The 16,548-nt window shown below is 54.7% G+C and carries 8 protein-coding genes; all 8 read left to right on the top strand.

From position 1 onward, the window contains the following. Positions 1 to 190 precede the first annotated feature (190 nt). Complete coding sequence (gene leuS, locus HMPREF2710_RS06470) at positions 191 to 2,686, top strand: leucine--tRNA ligase (RefSeq protein WP_070600201.1); 2,496 nt, start codon at positions 191 to 193, stop codon at positions 2,684 to 2,686. 195 nt (positions 2,687 to 2,881) lie between these two features. Then, complete coding sequence (locus HMPREF2710_RS06465; protein ID WP_049360766.1) at positions 2,882 to 3,919, top strand: DegV family protein; 1,038 nt, start codon at positions 2,882 to 2,884, stop codon at positions 3,917 to 3,919. A gap of 595 nt (positions 3,920 to 4,514) precedes the next feature. Beyond that, positions 4,515 to 5,519 carry a type I glyceraldehyde-3-phosphate dehydrogenase gene (gap, locus tag HMPREF2710_RS06460; RefSeq protein WP_012903599.1) on the top strand — a complete coding sequence of 335 codons (1,005 nt, stop codon included), beginning with the start codon at positions 4,515 to 4,517 and terminating at the stop codon, positions 5,517 to 5,519. A 342-nt stretch (positions 5,520 to 5,861) separates the two neighbouring features. Continuing rightward, complete coding sequence (gene pgk / locus HMPREF2710_RS06455; protein ID WP_044150479.1) at positions 5,862 to 7,085, top strand: phosphoglycerate kinase; 1,224 nt, start codon at positions 5,862 to 5,864, stop codon at positions 7,083 to 7,085. 436 nt (positions 7,086 to 7,521) lie between these two features. After that, positions 7,522 to 8,112, top strand: a complete 591-nt coding sequence (locus HMPREF2710_RS06450) for a DUF6318 family protein (protein WP_070600199.1) — start codon at positions 7,522 to 7,524, stop codon at positions 8,110 to 8,112. A 79-nt stretch (positions 8,113 to 8,191) separates the two neighbouring features. Then, on the top strand, positions 8,192 to 8,980 hold the full coding sequence (locus HMPREF2710_RS06445; RefSeq protein ID WP_246824539.1) for a DUF6318 family protein: 789 nt from the start codon (positions 8,192 to 8,194) through the stop codon (positions 8,978 to 8,980). Between the two features lie 255 nt (positions 8,981 to 9,235). After that, positions 9,236 to 16,087 carry a DUF6531 domain-containing protein gene (locus HMPREF2710_RS09270; protein ID WP_083303503.1) on the top strand — a complete coding sequence of 2,284 codons (6,852 nt, stop codon included), beginning with the start codon at positions 9,236 to 9,238 and terminating at the stop codon, positions 16,085 to 16,087. 36 nt (positions 16,088 to 16,123) lie between these two features. Beyond that, a partial coding sequence (locus tag HMPREF2710_RS06420) for a DUF6318 family protein (protein WP_070600498.1) occupies positions 16,124 to 16,548 on the top strand: 425 nt, incomplete at its 3' end.

The raw sequence follows: 16,548 nt of genomic DNA, 5'->3' as shown, positions 1-16,548 counted from the left end.
CTTAATTCTAGGGGAGAAGCCTGAAAGGGCTCTGAAACCCGCCTGCCGCATCGGTGATCGCGCAGGTGGTCGGGTGGGCGGTGCCGTCCATTTGGTAGTCGAGGCGGCTTCAACTCTGGCGCGGTGCGGGTTTCGCGTTACACTTGGAGGGTTAAGTTTTTATCAACCTGTCTTTATTTAAGGAATCGCTGTGTCTGCTCAGGTAGAGACCGAACGCAACGAAAATGCGTACGACTTCCGCGCTATGGAAGCCAAGTGGCGCCCCTACTGGGACGAAACGAAGGTTTTCCAGCCCACCGGTGACGCCCCCAAGGGCCGCAAGTATGTGCTGGATATGTTCCCGTACCCCTCCGGTGACCTTCACATGGGTCACGCGGAGGCATTCGCTATTGGTGACATGAACGCCCGCTACTTCAAGCAGTGCGGCTACGATGTTCTGCACCCGATTGGCTGGGACTCCTTCGGCCTGCCCGCTGAGAACGCAGCCATTAAGAACGACACTCACCCCAAGGAGTGGACGTACAAGAACATTGACACTCAGGCTGAGTCCTTCAAGCGTTACGCTATTGCCGCTGACTGGAGCCGCCGCCTGCACACCTCGGACCCGGAGTACTACAAGTGGACTCAGTGGCTGTTCGAGCAGTTCTACAAGAAGGGCCTGGCGTACCGTAAGGACTCCATGGTCAACTGGTGCCCCAAGGACCAGACCGTGCTCGCGAACGAGCAGGTTGTCAACGGTGCGTGTGAGCGTTGCGGTACTACCGTGACGAAGAAGTCGCTGAACCAGTGGTACTTCAAGATCACTGATTACGCACAGCAGCTGCTGGACGACATGGAGCAGCTGGAGGGCAAGTGGCCCGACCGTGTTCTGCTCATGCAGCGCAACTGGATTGGTCGCTCCGAGGGCGCTGAGGTGCGCTTCGAGATTGAGGCGACCGAGGATCAGGCTGCTGAGTCCTTCACTGTGTTCACCACCCGCCCGGACACCCTGTACGGCGCAACCTTCATCGTGGTTGCTGCGGATGCGGCGTTCGCCGAGCAGATCGTGGCACCCGAGCAGAAGGCCGCCCTGGAGCAGTACCGCGAAGACATTAAGGCACTGAGCGATATCGATCGCCAGTCCTCCGAGCGTGAGAAGACCGGCGTGTTCACCGGCCGCTACGCGATCAACCCGCTGACCGGCGCGAAGCTGCCCGTGTGGGCCTCCGACTACGTGCTGGCCGACTACGGTACCGGTGCGATTATGGCCGTGCCCGCGCACGACCAGCGCGACCTGGACTTCGCACTCAAGTTTGACCTGCCCGTTGTGAAGGTCCTGGACGTTGAGGGCGCCGAGGATCCGGCCACCAGCGGTGTTGCTACCGCCGGTGACGGCGTGCTCGTGAACTCCGGCGAGCTGACCGGCCTGCCCAAGGCCGAGGCGATTGCCAAGGCCATCGAGCTGGTGGAGGCCGCCGGCACTGGTGAGGGCAAGGTTATCTACCGCCTGCGCGACTGGCTGCTCTCCCGCCAGCGCTTCTGGGGTACCCCCATCCCCGTGATTCACTGCGAGGACTGCGGCGAGGTGCTCGTTCCCGAGAATCAGCTGCCGGTTCTGCTGCCCGATAACCTGCGTGGTGAGCAGCTGGCTCCCAAGGGCCAGTCGCCCCTGGCCGCCGCCGATGACTGGGCTATCGTGCCCTGCCCGAAGTGCGGCAAGCAGGCTCGCCGTGACTCGGACACCATGGACACCTTCGTGGACTCCTCCTGGTACTTCCTGCGTTACGTTTCCCCGCATGACGACCAGGCTCCCTTCGACCCGCAGGCCATGCGCGAGTGGGGTGCCGTCGACATGTACGTGGGTGGCGTGGAGCACGCAATTCTGCACCTGCTGTACGCGCGCTTCTTCACCAAGGTTGTTCGCGACCTGGGTCTGATTCAGCACGATGAGCCCTTCAAGGCGCTCATGAACCAGGGCCAGGTGCTCAACGGCGGCAAGGCAATGTCCAAGTCGCTGGGTAACGGCGTGAACCTGGGCGAGCAGCTCGACAAGTTCGGTGTGGACGCTATCCGCACCACCATGATTTTCGCGTCCCCGCCCGAGGATGACGTGGACTGGGCGGATGTTTCCCCGTCCGGTTCGCAGAAGTTCCTGGCTCGCGCATGGCGTGTGGCTCAGGACGTCACCAGCGAACCCGGCGTTGACGCAACCACCGGTGACCTGGAGCTGCAGAAGCTGATTGCTCGCACCGTGCACGAGGTTCAGGGCCTGCTGGATAATGGCAAGTTCAACGTGGTTGTTGCTAAGACCATGGAGCTTGTGAACGCTACCCGTAAGGCTATTGACTCCGGTGCTGGTGCGGCTGACCCGGCTGTCCGTAAGGCTGCTGAGACTATCGCGATTCTGCTGTCTCTGTACGCACCCTACACCGCTGAGGACATGTGGCACGCTCTCGGCCACGACACCCCGGTTCTGACCGCGGGCTTCCCCGAGGTTGACCCGGCTCTGCTGGTGGATGACACCGTCACCGCTATCGTGCAGATTAAGGGCAAGGTCAAGGCTCGCCTGGAGGTTGCAAAGGATATTTCTGAGCAGGAGCTTCAGGAGCTGGCTCTGGCGGATGCTACTGTTCAGCGTTCGATTGGTGACGCCGAGATCCGCAAGGTGATTGTGCGTGCGCCTAAGCTCGTGAACATCGTAATCTAAGCTTTGTAGCTAACTAAGCTTCTTAGATAAAGCACAAGCCCCGCTGTGGCTTCGGTTCGTTTTATGGAACGAACCCGGAGGCGCGGCGGGGCTTTGCTGTACTGCGGTAGTGATGAGTGCCATAATGTTCAGGGAACGCTAGGAGAGGGTTCGTCATCGAATCACGCACTGACGAACCGGAAGAAGGGCCGGAATATGGAGCGAGAGAACAAAGCAGAGAACCGCATTGCCGTGGTGACCGATAGCGCCGCCGCCCTCGACCCGGAGCTCGTGCAGTGCCTGAGCGCTCGCGGCAATTTTATGCTGGTTCCGATGCCGGTGACCATTCGCACGCCCGGTGAGCCGGACCGTCAGCTGCAGGATTTGACCGCCGCCGAGGTGGATGAAGCGATTATGCTTGCGCACGTGATGGGTCAGACGGTGAGCACTTCCGGGCCCGCGCCGGGCGTGTTTGCTGATGTGTATGACGAGCTGGCGTCGCGAGGTTTTACGCATGTGGTGTCGGTGCATCTGTCCGGTGAGCTCTCGGGCACGGTGGAGGCGGCACGCACCGGTGCCCGCCTGAGTCGCCTGGGTTCTACGGGTGTGAGCGTGGTGGATAGCCGCACGGTCGCGGGTGCATACGGTCATGCGGTGGTGCGTGCCTTGGAGGTGCTGAACTCTGCATCCGCAGGCGCGAGTGTTGAATGTCCGAGTCCCGCGCAGCTGGTGGACTACATTCAGTCCGTCTGCGAGCAGTCCACGCTCTACTTCTATATCCCGACCCTGGATGCGTTGCGCCGCGGTGGCCGTGTTTCCCCGGCGTTGGCGATGGTGGGTCAGATGTTCCAGATTAAGCCGATTGGCACGATTACCGAAGGTAAGCTGGCGTATGTGGAGCGCCCCCGCACGGCGTCGCGCGCCCTGGAGCGCTTGGTGGAGGTGACGGTGCAGGCCTGTCGCGAGCATCGGCATGCGGCGGCGCTCAACTCTGCCTCCGTAAGCTCTGTTGCCGCCGACCCCGCTAGTTCTTCGCTTGCCGCAACCCCGCGCGGTGAGGTGGTTGCGGTACATCATGTGGGCAACGCGGCGCAGGCGGTGCAGCTGTATGAGCAGGTTCAGCAGATGCTGGGGGAGAGCTCCCTAGTTCATGATGCCGCCGCTTCTTCGGCGCCGGAGTTTTTGATGAGCGCGCTACCGCCGGTGCTGTCGGCTCATTCGGGTTTGGGTGCTGTGGCGCTGGTCGTTTATTAGGATCGTGCACTAGCCGCCTTCCGATGTGCCCATGCTGACCCCGTGTTGTGTGTCTGCGAGTGCACTCGTGCGGTGTTCTTGTGCGGTGTTTTCGTATGATGCGCCGCGGGCGACACGAAAACTGTGTGCCTGGAGCGTATTTAGCCCTCTTTAAGGCTGTGGTGTGTCTTACTTTGGGGTCGTCTGTTTTTGGGTGAGAATTTGCACCGTGTGCGAGCGTATTGGGTGTCATTGAAACCCATTCGCAGGTGAAAGGGTATTTTTTACCCTCATATTTTGCCTTGATATGGCGCGGTTTTTAGCAAATGTGTGTTTCGTGTGTGTTTATGTTGCCGTGACCGTATCGCAACATTTTCTAGGGGCGAACACAACGTAAAACAACAGAAAACAACGGGTTTTTGCCGATTTTTATGGCGCAACTCACAAAAATTTCTTGATAGAACACACCAAAACACACACAAACTAGGGTAGGATTATTACCAACAACGGCGGAACACACCGGGCAACATAGAGCACGGACGAATCCGACAAACCAGAGCCTACAAGGCATCGGATTCGTACACCGCCACCAACGCACTGACAAGGAGATACTCCAGTGACCGTACGCGTAGCAATCAACGGCTTCGGCCGCATCGGCCGCACCTTCTTCCGCGCAGCTCAGACCGAGGGCGTCGGCTTCGAAATCGTCGCAATCAACGACCTCACCGATGTTGAGACCCTGGCACACCTGCTCAAGTACGACTCCATCATGGGTCGCTTCAACGCAGAGGTTGAGGTCAAGGAAGGCGCACTGGTTGTTGACGGCAAGGAAATCAAGATCCTCGCTGAGCGTGACCCCCAGAACCTCCCCTGGAAGGACCTGGGCGTTGACGTAGTCCTCGAGTCCACCGGTTTCTTCACCGACGGCACCAAGGCAAAGGCACACATCGAGGCTGGCGCTAAGAAGGTTATCCTCTCCGCTCCCGGTAAGAACATCGACGGCACCTTCGTCATGGGCGTGAATGACGACCAGTACGATGCAGCTAACCACCACATCGTCTCCAACGCATCCTGCACCACCAACTGCCTCGCTCCGATGGCTAAGGTTCTGAACGACGCATTCGGCATCAAGCAGGGTCTGATGACCACCATCCACGCATACACCGCTGACCAGCGTCTGCAGGATGCTCCCCACCGCGACCTGCGCCGTGCACGCGCAGCAGCTGTGAACATGGTCCCCACCTCCACCGGTGCAGCAGCAGCTGTTGGCCTGGTTCTGCCCGAGCTGAAGGGTAAGCTGGACGGCTTCGCAGTCCGCGTTCCCACCATCACCGGCTCCATCACCGACCTGACCTTCACCGCTGAGCGCGAGGTCACCGTTGAGGAAGTCAACGCAGCAGTCAAGGCAGCAGCTGAGGGCCCCATGAAGGGCATCATCAAGTACAACGAGGACCCCATCGTCTCCAAGGACATCGAGGGTGAGTCCATCTCCACCGTCTTCGACGCACCGCTGACCAAGGTCATCGGCGATCAGGTGAAGGTTATCGCTTGGTACGACAACGAGTACGGCTACGTTTCGCGCCTCGTGATGTTCACCAACAAGGTTGTGGCATCCCTCTAAGCCCCAATAGGCTTACGATGCTCACCGAGTGTAAGCGTCACCCCGCGTAACTAACGCATAGTGAACCCCGGCACCACCGCATCAAGCGGGGGAGTCGGGGTTTGCTGTACCAAGGCTCTGTGTAAAGGGTCTTAATAAAACCCCAAAATGTATAAACATACTATTTTCCGTCGCCCTTTTTGAGTCAAAAATACCGTAAGAAAATAGCTGATAGAGAGTGCGAATATCCGCGATATTCTGCGGAAAAACACCATGTAAAAGCTATTTTTTAGGCTGTCAAACACCCTAGTATTCGGTATGATGGAAACGGTATATAAACCCACCTATCCAGGAGGAATTCCTATGGCTAAGGCACTGTCCGAACTGCTCGAAGAAGGCGTCGCAGGCCGCCACGTTCTCGTCCGTTCCGACCTGAACGTACCCCTGAAGGACGGCGTTGTCACCGACGATGGCCGCGTCCGCGCATCCCTTCCCGTCATTGAGAAGCTTGCCAAGGCTGGCGCGCGCGTTATCGTGACCGCACACCTGGGCCGTCCCAAGGGCAAGGTCGACCCCCAGTACTCCATCGCACCGGCAGCTGCTCGCCTGGCTGAGCTGGCATCCGTGCCCGTGAAGGTTGCAACCGACCTGGTAGGCGAGGATGCAAAGGCTAAGGCAGCAGCCCTGGCTGACGGCGAAGTTCTGGTTGTTGAGAACGTCCGCTACGACGCACGCGAAACCTCCAAGGATGACGCAGAGCGCGGCGAATTCGCTGACGAGCTGGTCGCACTGACCGGCGAGAACGGCGCATACGTGAACGACGCATTCGGTGCGGTTCACCGCAAGCACGCTTCCGTCTACGACGTTGCTAAGCGTCTGCCCGCATACCTGGGTGACCTGGTGAAGAAGGAAGTTGACGTTCTGGCTAAGACCCTGAACGACCCCGAGCGTCCCTTCGTTGTGGTCATGGGTGGCGCTAAGGTTTCCGATAAGCTCGCCGTGATTGACAACCTGATTGGCAAGGCTGACACCATCCTCATTGGTGGCGGCATGGGCTACACCTTCGCATACGCACAGGGCTACGAGGTCGGCCAGTCTCTGCTGGAGAAGGACCAGGTCGAGAACGTTCTGCGCTACCTGAAGGAAGCTCCCGAGAAGGGTACCGAGATCATTACCGCAGTTGACGTTGTTTGGTCTGATGCATTCTCCGCTGACGCTAACACCGAGATCCGCCCCATTGAGGATCTGACCGGCGGCAAGCTGGGCGCAGAGGCTGAGGGTCTGGACATTGGCCCCAAGACCCGCGAGATTTTCGCTGAGAAGATCAAGGGCGCAAAGACCATCTTCTGGAACGGCCCCGTTGGCGTGTTCGAGATTGCTCCCTTCGCTGAGGGTACCCGCGCGGTGGCACAGGCTATCGTCGACTCTGACGCATTCTCCATCATTGGTGGTGGCGACTCTGCTTCTGCAGTCCGTAACCTGGGCTTCAAGGATGAGCAGTTCGGCCACATCTCCACCGGTGGTGGCGCTTCCCTCGAGTACATTGAGGGTAAGACCCTGCCCGGCCTGGAGGCACTGGGCGCCTAATCTGGATGCACAGATTTAGTACACGGTTTTAGTGTAAGGAACCCCTGCTGGGGCGGTATTTCGGTACCGTTCCGGCGGGGGTTTCTGCATGCCCACTCATGCCCGGATAATCCTGCACGGGCAGGGACGGGGCTGTTTCCTGGCTATATGCTGTGGATTCCCTGGGTGTGCGGCTTGTGCTGGGGAGGGTTAGAGGTGCCTCTAATAGACTGGAAATGTAGAGGTTCCCGGCGATCACCGGGCGGTACCCATACGGTTGCCGCGGGGAGCGAGGCGAGGAGCGCACGCACCTCCACAGGCAAGCAAATACAGACAAGCGAATACAGGCGGGCAAAGAAGCCTAGGTGCTGAGCCCAGCCGCCCCGAGCAGCCCAGAACCACCTCGGTAGCTTATCAAAACGGCAACTCGTGAACATCGAATCCAAGGAGGGAAAGAATGACCGTCAACGCTCAAGCGCTCTTTGACGAAAAAGACTACACCGGAACATACCCGTATGTAGCCGACTGCGTAATCGGGCCCTACACACCCGCAAACCGGGACCACCCCGCCTACTCGGCACCCGCCCCGGGCGTGAGGTACACGCCGAGGCACTATGCGGCGAGGAACCTGCGCCCCTACCTGGGCTACTACTACGCCTGCCAAAACTACATGATTCTCGCCTCGGAACCGGCAGTTCTGAAGATTGACAATATCAGCGAAGAAATGTTCTTCCCCGCCATTCAGGACCTCTACGAAGAAGGTAAAGGCTGGGTCATTACTCCTAACCCCCAGATTCTGACCATGAACCTGCTGGAGGGGCAGCCGCGCCTCATCGACGAGACGCTAAAAATTGTGGAATGGAACGTGCGGTTCGATATCCTTCCCGAAGTTCAGGTGTACCGCAAAGACACGAACCAGGTGTACCCCATCACTGATTTTGATACGCGCGGCCTGATCCGTGACGGCGCAATCCACGGGACTCTACGCACACAATTCACGAATGAGTGGAGGCCCGTCCAATTCATTCCAGAAAATAGCCTGAGCTAGAGGAGGGGAGAGAAGCATGACGAATAACTTTGGCGGACCCGGATATAACCGATCTGGATATAACGAGCAACGAGCGCTCATGAGGTCTGTGATTACTCGCGCCAAGTTTATACGAGCTGGCGTGTTCGCTGGTGCCGCCCTCGTTGCGGTGGCTTTTGGTTGGGGTACTAAACTGCTCAACGGGACGGGTTCGGAGTCTCAAGCCGATAAGAAGCGTGACCAGGAATTTGTGCGCCTGGAACCCACGGAAAAGTACGATGAGCTCCGTACCTTGGGGACCTCTTCCGGGCCGTTGGTTTACACGGCGTTTGAGCGTAAGGGTCGCTTCATTCCTGCCACCGAGGCGCAGGCGGCGCAGAACGTGCCGTACCCTATTCAACAGCCCGGAATGGATAACTACGACCGCGCTGGCCTGTACGCGTTCTTGGCGTACTACTTCGCGTCGATGAATTACTTCTACCACACGGGCGATACGGAGCCTCTTTCTAAGGTCACGGACCCGGAAAAGGTGCTGCACCCCGAAATTCTTCGCCTGTACAGGGAGAAGCGCGGATGGGTTATTTCGGCTGACAAGAACGTGCTGAGCGCCAACGTTGTTGATGATCTTATTGCGGGTGAGAAACCTAAAAATACGAGCCGAAATATCCTGGTGAGCACCCTGTACACGAATAAGGCTACGAACCTCGCGTTTTATGTTCAGGAGACGGGGGAGAAGCAGGATATTCACAAATATTTGAGGTACCTGGGGCGTTTCTCGTTGGCTGTGGAGCATCTGCGCGGGCAGTGGGTGATTGTGGTTGACCGTGACGGCTACAGCAACCGCAACACCTACGAGCCGATCTACCCGCGAGGATTCGGGCAGCTGTAGCTACTCTAGATACCCCCGCCGGGCAGTACTTTCGGTACTGTGCTGGTGGGGGTTTCTTGCTGCACTTTTCAGGGGGGCTCTTCGCGGCTGGCTAGGGGAGGTGGAATCCGTCCTGCTGAGTTCGTGTGCAGAGTGTGCGTGTGTTACCTTGAAAGGTGTGTGATTCTCACTGTCACCGAGTGAGGACACACATGCAACGAATGTGAACGAGGATGCTCGTTCACTGTCACATCAACTTCCGGAAGTAAATACACAATGGGTTATGTCCACGCTAATACTGAAGCTATTCCTTTTGATTTTGAGAGCGCCGAGGCTCTCAAAACACATTTGACGCATCTAACTCAAGTAATCGAGCATCAGCTCCCTGCCCGCTATGGCGCCGACGGTACTTGTGGTGCCGCTCAGCTCGCTCTGGAGGGGTTCACCGGTGGCTATGCACGAGTGTATAGGGCAAAGCTTGCTTCGTCATTTGCGCTGTTGCGCGAGTTTAAGGAATGCTTTAGCAACGCAGCTCGTAATATGGAGACTTATATCAAAGCTGCCCGGGAGGAAGAGCGTATTCGTCGAGAGATTACTGAATGGGAGGAACTCAAAAGGCGTAAGCAACATGCAATCCATGAGAGGCAGACCACTCCTTGGTATCAATATAACTATAAGAGTAATTCTGACTACAAACTGGAGATCCCTCCTCGTCCTATACCATCCAGTCCCCCGCATTTTGAGGTCTACACTCCACGACCTGTAGCTGACCCCTTCACTGGTGCTCAGGGTAACTCAGTTTCTTCGGGAGTTTCTCAAAGCGCTCTCGGACAGTTTGCCGAGGCAAACTCTTCTGCACAGGGTACTCAGCATTTGAATACCCAGATTGCGCTTGCTTCTGATGGATCTACGGTTTCTATCATTCCGCACAATGCGTATCAGCATCGTCAGGTCACTCTTTCTATGAATGCTGAACTTGACCAGGTGCAGCTTCGCGTAGCGTCCACCTATGCTCAGTTCCGTTCGAATACTTCATGGGGAACTTTTAACGCTGATTCTTTGATTGCTGCGTTGCACACCTGGATTGAAGATGTGCATGAAGATGCTACCTGGCTAGGAAAAGTTGCTCAGGTGATGCTTGATGTTGCGACTCATGGCAACCTAACCAATGCATCAGCGAAGCATCATGCAGATCTTTCAGGACCTGGGGCAAAGGCTCAATTTAGCCTCGATATGAACCTTCTGAATGAGCTGATGCATGATGATATTCCCATGCATCACCTACTGCAGGTTCCTGGAATGAGTATTACCGGTGTAAATATCTCATCTGGCTACGCAAATGACCCCGTCAACGTTGCAACCGGTAACTTCATTGAAAGCGAAGTTGACCTTCGCTCTCGTGTAAACCCTGTGTTGCGTCTTGAGCGCACCTACAACAGTGTTCTCGCTGCCCTCCCGAATACCCCTCGTGGCGCTTTTGGTAAGGGCTGGTCAAGCATGCTGGATAGCCGGCTTGAGCAAAACTCTGACAGCATCTCATGGCACACTGCCGACGGTCGTGAACTCGTCTTTGAACGTGATATGAACTCGGCTAGCGGGTATGCCCGGACTCCCAATGCTCCTTACTGGTTGGAGAAGGTAACCGAGTCGGCTCTAGACGCGGCACCTACACATAATGTGAATTCAGCCTCTGCGCCCTTCGAAGAAAATACCGAAGGACAAGAGGTGCTTTGTCACGCCCTGTACTCTGCTGTGAATAAAGCGGTCAAGTCCGCCCATCATCTACTGCCGAAATCTTTTGAAGTAGCAGAATCGCCTGAACCCACCTACTACTGGTCAGTTACTAACCATTCTGGTAGCCGTTATTTGTACGCGCCTTCGGGTGAATTGGTTGCTTTCATGGAGGGGCACCCCAGCTCAGTTGTAGTTGCTCTTTATAACCGTGGCCCAAAGGCTAATGCCGATGGGGAATTCGTAGTTCAGCGACCGATCGCTTTGATTCAGCCTCTTAGCGCGCAGGGCATTGTTGTCAGCTATGACGCCCAGGGTTTTGTATCTGCTGCGTCTCTGAATAACTTCAATGAAGGTTCCTTTGAAAAACATTCATCAGGACAGGTCGAAAGCCAGCTGAACGATGCGCGCTATATTTACAATTCTGCTGGCGTACTTTGTGAAGTTCAGCGACCTGATGGTACCCGCCGTTATGAACAGACGGAGGATAACCTTATCCACCGTGTCTGGAATGAAACGGGATATTGCGAGGTTGAGAATAGCTATGACGCTGACGGTCGCATCGTAGCCCAGAAGACCGAGCATGGTCGAAATATTAGCTACCGCTATGAGCACGGTCTGATGACCGTGATTGAAGATTCCGAAACCGGTGAGCACGCTAATATTTGGCGTTCGAATGAACACGGTCAGCTTGTTTCCCTCGTGGCTGGTGACGGAAGCCGCCAGTCCATGCGATACAACTCCTACGGTTACCGTACCTATATCTGCGAGCGTGACGGATCTGTGACGCATCGTAGCTATGATGAACGTGCTCGCCTTGTCTCGGAGAATACTCCGGAAGGTGCGGTCCACCGTTATACGTGGGATGAGTACGACCGTATGCTTGCCCACCGAATTATGAATAAGGATCGGCGTGCAGGCATCCTTGCTGAAACACGCTATACCTACTCCCAGAATCCGCTGGACCCTAACCCCCTGACTATTACCCGTAACGGAGGCAATACAACTTATCTTGAATGGGACAACGCCGGTCATTGCACCGCCGTCACTGATGAATCAGGATCCAAACAGCACTTTACCTACAATGACTGTGGACAGCTTCTGAGCTCCACGGACTCTAGTGGTGCGCAAACGCAGTACTCGTATGATGCTGCTGGCAACCTGCGCTCAGTAACTAATCCTCTCGGAGATACCCAGTATTTTGAGTGGGATGCGAGCGGGCGCCTCAGCGCAGTGACCGATGCTATAGGTGCTCGTTGGGGTTTGTCTTATGAAGAGGCAGCTCAGAATGCTACGCCGACCTCCGAGCAACACTTGACAGCGCTGACCGACCCTGAAGGTAACATCACTACTTTTGAATACTCAGCTGGTCACCTAAGTGCTGTGGTTGACCCTATGGGTAACCGAACCAGTGTTGAACGCGACACCTGGGGCAACGTTGTCTCCATGACTGATGCCACAGGAGCCCAGACCCATTATGAATACGACGAACTCTCGCAGCTCGTCGCTATCGTTGACCCCTGCGGGGCTCGTACCGAATACGAATATTCTCTAACTGGCGACCTGAGCCGCATTGTGGACGCTACTGGTGTAGCTTTGAGCATTACCCACTCGCGCTCTCACGGTGAGTATTCAATGCGAGTTGAGGGCGCGCCTGGTAACTACGCCGTTGTAACCGATGCCCTGGGACGAGTTGTCTCTGCATCAAATTCTCTGATGAATATGGTGCCGGGTCTGGGTCCCGCTGGATCTTTGCGCTCTAACTCTTCTCTTGCGGGGCTTGCTTCAGCAGGTAAGCAGCCTTCTGAGCGTCCTGCGGGTCCTTGGGCGTCGTGGAGCTTGGTGCAGCCGGAACTTCGTGTTCCCACTATTTTGGGTTCCCGCGATAACGTATCGCGAGGCGATAGCGCCCTTACTGCTGCTCATCTTCCGTCTGTTATTACGATGTTTGAGAACCGTCAGGATATGGCGGTTCTCTTTGGGGTGCCCGTTCCTAAGCTGAACATGCCGGATGCCTCTATCCTTCTCAACTCTTCATCTGATAGCTCTGCGCAGGCTGGATATAACACTCACGGTCAGATTGCTCAGATTAGCTCTGCCGATGGCGGGGCAATTAGCTTCGAGTACGATGCTCAGGGACGTATGAGTCGTAGCATCAGTGTAGCTGGTCGAGAGACTTTCTTTGAATATGACGCGGCAGGCCGTTGTACCAGCCAGAAAACCCTCAAGAAAACGACCGAGCTCGATACTGATGAGGGTTACCTGGAGACTATCTTTACGTACGATCTCGCAGGTCGTTTGTTAGAGAAGACCATTCGGGATTCTGCAGATACTTCAGCTACCCCGTCGCGCCTTGTACAGTACACCTACGATGCTGCTGGCCGACGCATTAAAGAAGATACGGGGGAGAAGGTCACCTGCTACAGCTACACTTCACGTGGACTTATTGCACGTATTGAAGATAGTGTTGAAGGTACTCGTTCTTTCTCATACGATGCGGCAGGTCGCCTTGTGAGCGTTGATGACGCTTTGGGTGGTACCTCCCGCTGTGAGTATGATGCGCTCGCACGTCCTCTGCGCTGGATTACGCCTGCGGGTATCGTAACGAGCTATGAATGGGACGCGGCAGGACGTCTTCTGCGTGAAGAACGTTCGGGTACAAGTTTTACGGTTGAAAGTGCGGCAGACTCTCTCGTACGTACTTTCTCTTACGATGCTGCAGGCCGTCTTCTGACGATGAACGATGGCGAACGTATCCGTTCGTTTGAGTATGATTACGCTCGCGGGGGTGTGCTCCGTTCGGTCACTGTTGATGGTGAACTTCAGGGAACTTTTGAATATTCCTTGATGAATGGACGTGGCTCTCAGCAGGGCACGTTGAAGGTTTCGGTAAATGATGCAAAGGCAGAGCATATCTATGAGTACTCTGCATCTGGCAGGTTGCTGAGCCGTACTCGCGTACCCCATGGTGATATGAACATGAAGCGCATCTCAAGTACGGTGTCTATTGCTGATCACACCACGGGTATTCTTCGCGCCCCGGACGCGAGCCAGCGTACTCTCCATGCCTTGCAAGCGTTTAAGCAGCGTGGTGAGTACACGCTGAACTATACCTACGATGCTGATGGCGTTCTGGTAATGAGTAGCAACCCGTACGGTTCAGTTCGCTGGATACGTGACGGCGCAGGTCGAGTGCGCCACGCCCAGTCTAAGGATGTCTTTGCTCGTACCAGGGAGATGGAATTTACCCATGCTCCGTGTGGTGCCCTAACTTCGGCGTGTACAGATGACACTTATACCGTGTGGGAACTCGATCCTGTTAAGCATGTTCCCGTGGAGTACAAGGTAGAGCGTACCGGTACCCATGAGTTGGGAACTGGTAGTGCACCTGTAAGTACGTTTGTTGCTCATGTGGAACGTAACGCTTCTTCTCAGGTTGCTGTCTGCACTCTTGAAGGTGCAGAAAATAAGCCTGAGGCACACACTATGAAGTATCGTTATGATGCTTCGGGTGCTCTCATCTCTGTATCGGATGGTGTTCAGGAGCGAACCTGGACCTACGAAAACGGCATGATGGTCGCCGAGGCATTGTATAAGCATAATTGTGAGCAGGGAAATAACGCCCTGCTGCTGGAACGCGCCTTCAGCCATAATTCAATTGGTCTGCTCAGCGCTGTTTCTGAGGTGCAGTATGGTGCAGGTGGTACTGCCCAGAATCGTTCTCGAACTGAGTATTTCTATAACGCTGCCGGTGAGCGCGTCCGTGAGGTGACCACGGACGAGCTGACTGGACAGCGCCGTGAACGTACCCTTGGCTGGGATGTTATGGGGCAGGTGAATGCTATTCGCCAGGGCGGTGAAGAATGGTCACTGCACCATGACATGACTGGTGAGCTTGCCTCCGTGCATCCTAGCACTACGGTGGATGTCTCCGGTTCGTCTATGCCTTTGATGTGGGACGCTGTTTCATCTGTACCTATGGTGCTGGGTGTGGGCGGAATGAGTGCTGGTTCTGTGCTGGAGAAGATCTCTTCTGCGGAGGAACTGGGCTATGGCTTGGGCTGGTCTATGTCTTCTAATCCGTGGGAAAGTGATGTAGTTACTGTTCCTACTGTTCCCGGCCTTGGCATGGTTAGTGCTGGTCCGGCAGCTTCCTCAGTCAATATTGTTGGCCTTGATTTTATGGGTTTCCGTGTAGCTGATGCTGGCGTGCGCCGTTTTGTGTCCACCGATGCTTTGAGCTCGGTGCCGGGTATTGTACATGGCATTGATGTAAATTCGTTTGTGGGCTGGAATCCTATTTCTCTAGCTGACCCGTGGGGTTTGCGCCCGATGTCGGTGATAGATTTTAGAGAACATCAAGCATCTGGCTTCAGGCAAAGAAGTGAAGCTAACGCTGCTGGTGCAACAGGACTAAGAGATCTGGGAAGATTTTTCTTTTTTGGTCCTCTCGTATTTGGCTCAGCTGGCGTTTACTTTACTAATAGGGAGGCATGGGACGACACATTCTCCCCTAAAATTGAAGATCTAAATGTCCATAGGCAATATGGCCAGAGTGGCGATATCCCGCCGATTCCGCCCAAAAGTGATTATGAGGTGGCGCAGCGTATGAATTCGGTTAACGACAATCCTCATGTTAAGGAGATGGAAAAATCTGAAGGAGATAAAGGTTATTCTTCTGTTCAGATTGATGTTTATAAAAATAAAAATACAGGTGAGAAAATTGCGTATGTATATATTCCAGGAACAGATTTTGGCGATAAGCAAGGTGAGCTTGGGTCTATTGGAAATAATTTGGGACTAGGGGCAAACACTTCTGATAAACCCATAGATGAACTTTCCCCATATCACCGTATGGTAGAAAATGCAATGCATCAAGCCGATGTTATGGGTGTAGATCAAGTTGTTCTAGTGGGTCACTCCCAGGGTGGTGCTGTGGCATACTCTTTGGCTAACAATAAGGAATTTAATAGTAAGTATAAAGTTTCCAGCGTGGTGACTTATGGCTCGCCTGTTGCGAATCTTGAAAGCCAGAGGGAGGATCTGCAGCATAAATTTAATTATGTTTCAGTTGTTAATGCTCAGGACCCAGTCCCTTCTCTTGCTCCCCAAAATAAGGCAGAAATTAAAGATCCTGCTCAAGAAATACATGTTGTTGAGAGCCCCAACGTTTCTGGTGTGTTGGGTCCTCATGATATGAATGTTTATGTTGATGCTACTAGGAATAATATTTCGAATGGCCATGGTTATGATACTGCGGTGCATCTCGACACAGGGGATTATGTAGCTCTTGAAGATAATCCTAATGAAAGGGGAGGAACGGGGTTGTATACGGGGACGAATACCTCAAAAAGTAATTCGATTACACGTGGAGCATATGAGCTCTATAAGAGCTAAAATTTCTGTTGGTACGATGTGAGGAGGAGAGTTTATATGGAGCCTGTAATAAATCATGTATATGGATCATTCTTTGACGGGAAAGATTACAGGGGTAAGTATGATTTGGGTGAGACTGATATGATTGGGGTTCATGTTCCTGCTAACTATGAGCACCCTGCGTATTCCTCACCCATACCGGGATATGTTTTCTCATACAATCCTATATTTACAGTTCAAATTTTAAAATATTTCTGTGAATACTACTATGGGTGCCAAAACTATATGCTTTTGGCATCCGATTCGCGCCGCCTCGAATATGCAATGACCGCCCAAGAAATGTTCTTCCCCGCCATTCAAGACCTTTTTGAAGAAGGGAAAGGCTGGGTTATTACCCCCAACCAACAAATCCTGACCATGCATATCCTTGAGGCGCAGCCGCGCATCCATAACGAAGAACAAAAAATCTTCGACTGGAACGT

This window comes from Rothia sp. HMSC069D01 (assembly GCF_001810135.1).
GTDB lineage: Bacteria > Actinomycetota > Actinomycetes > Actinomycetales > Micrococcaceae > Rothia.
The sequence above is the reverse complement of the archived record's forward strand: the minus strand, read 5'-3'. Positions and strand labels throughout refer to the sequence as shown.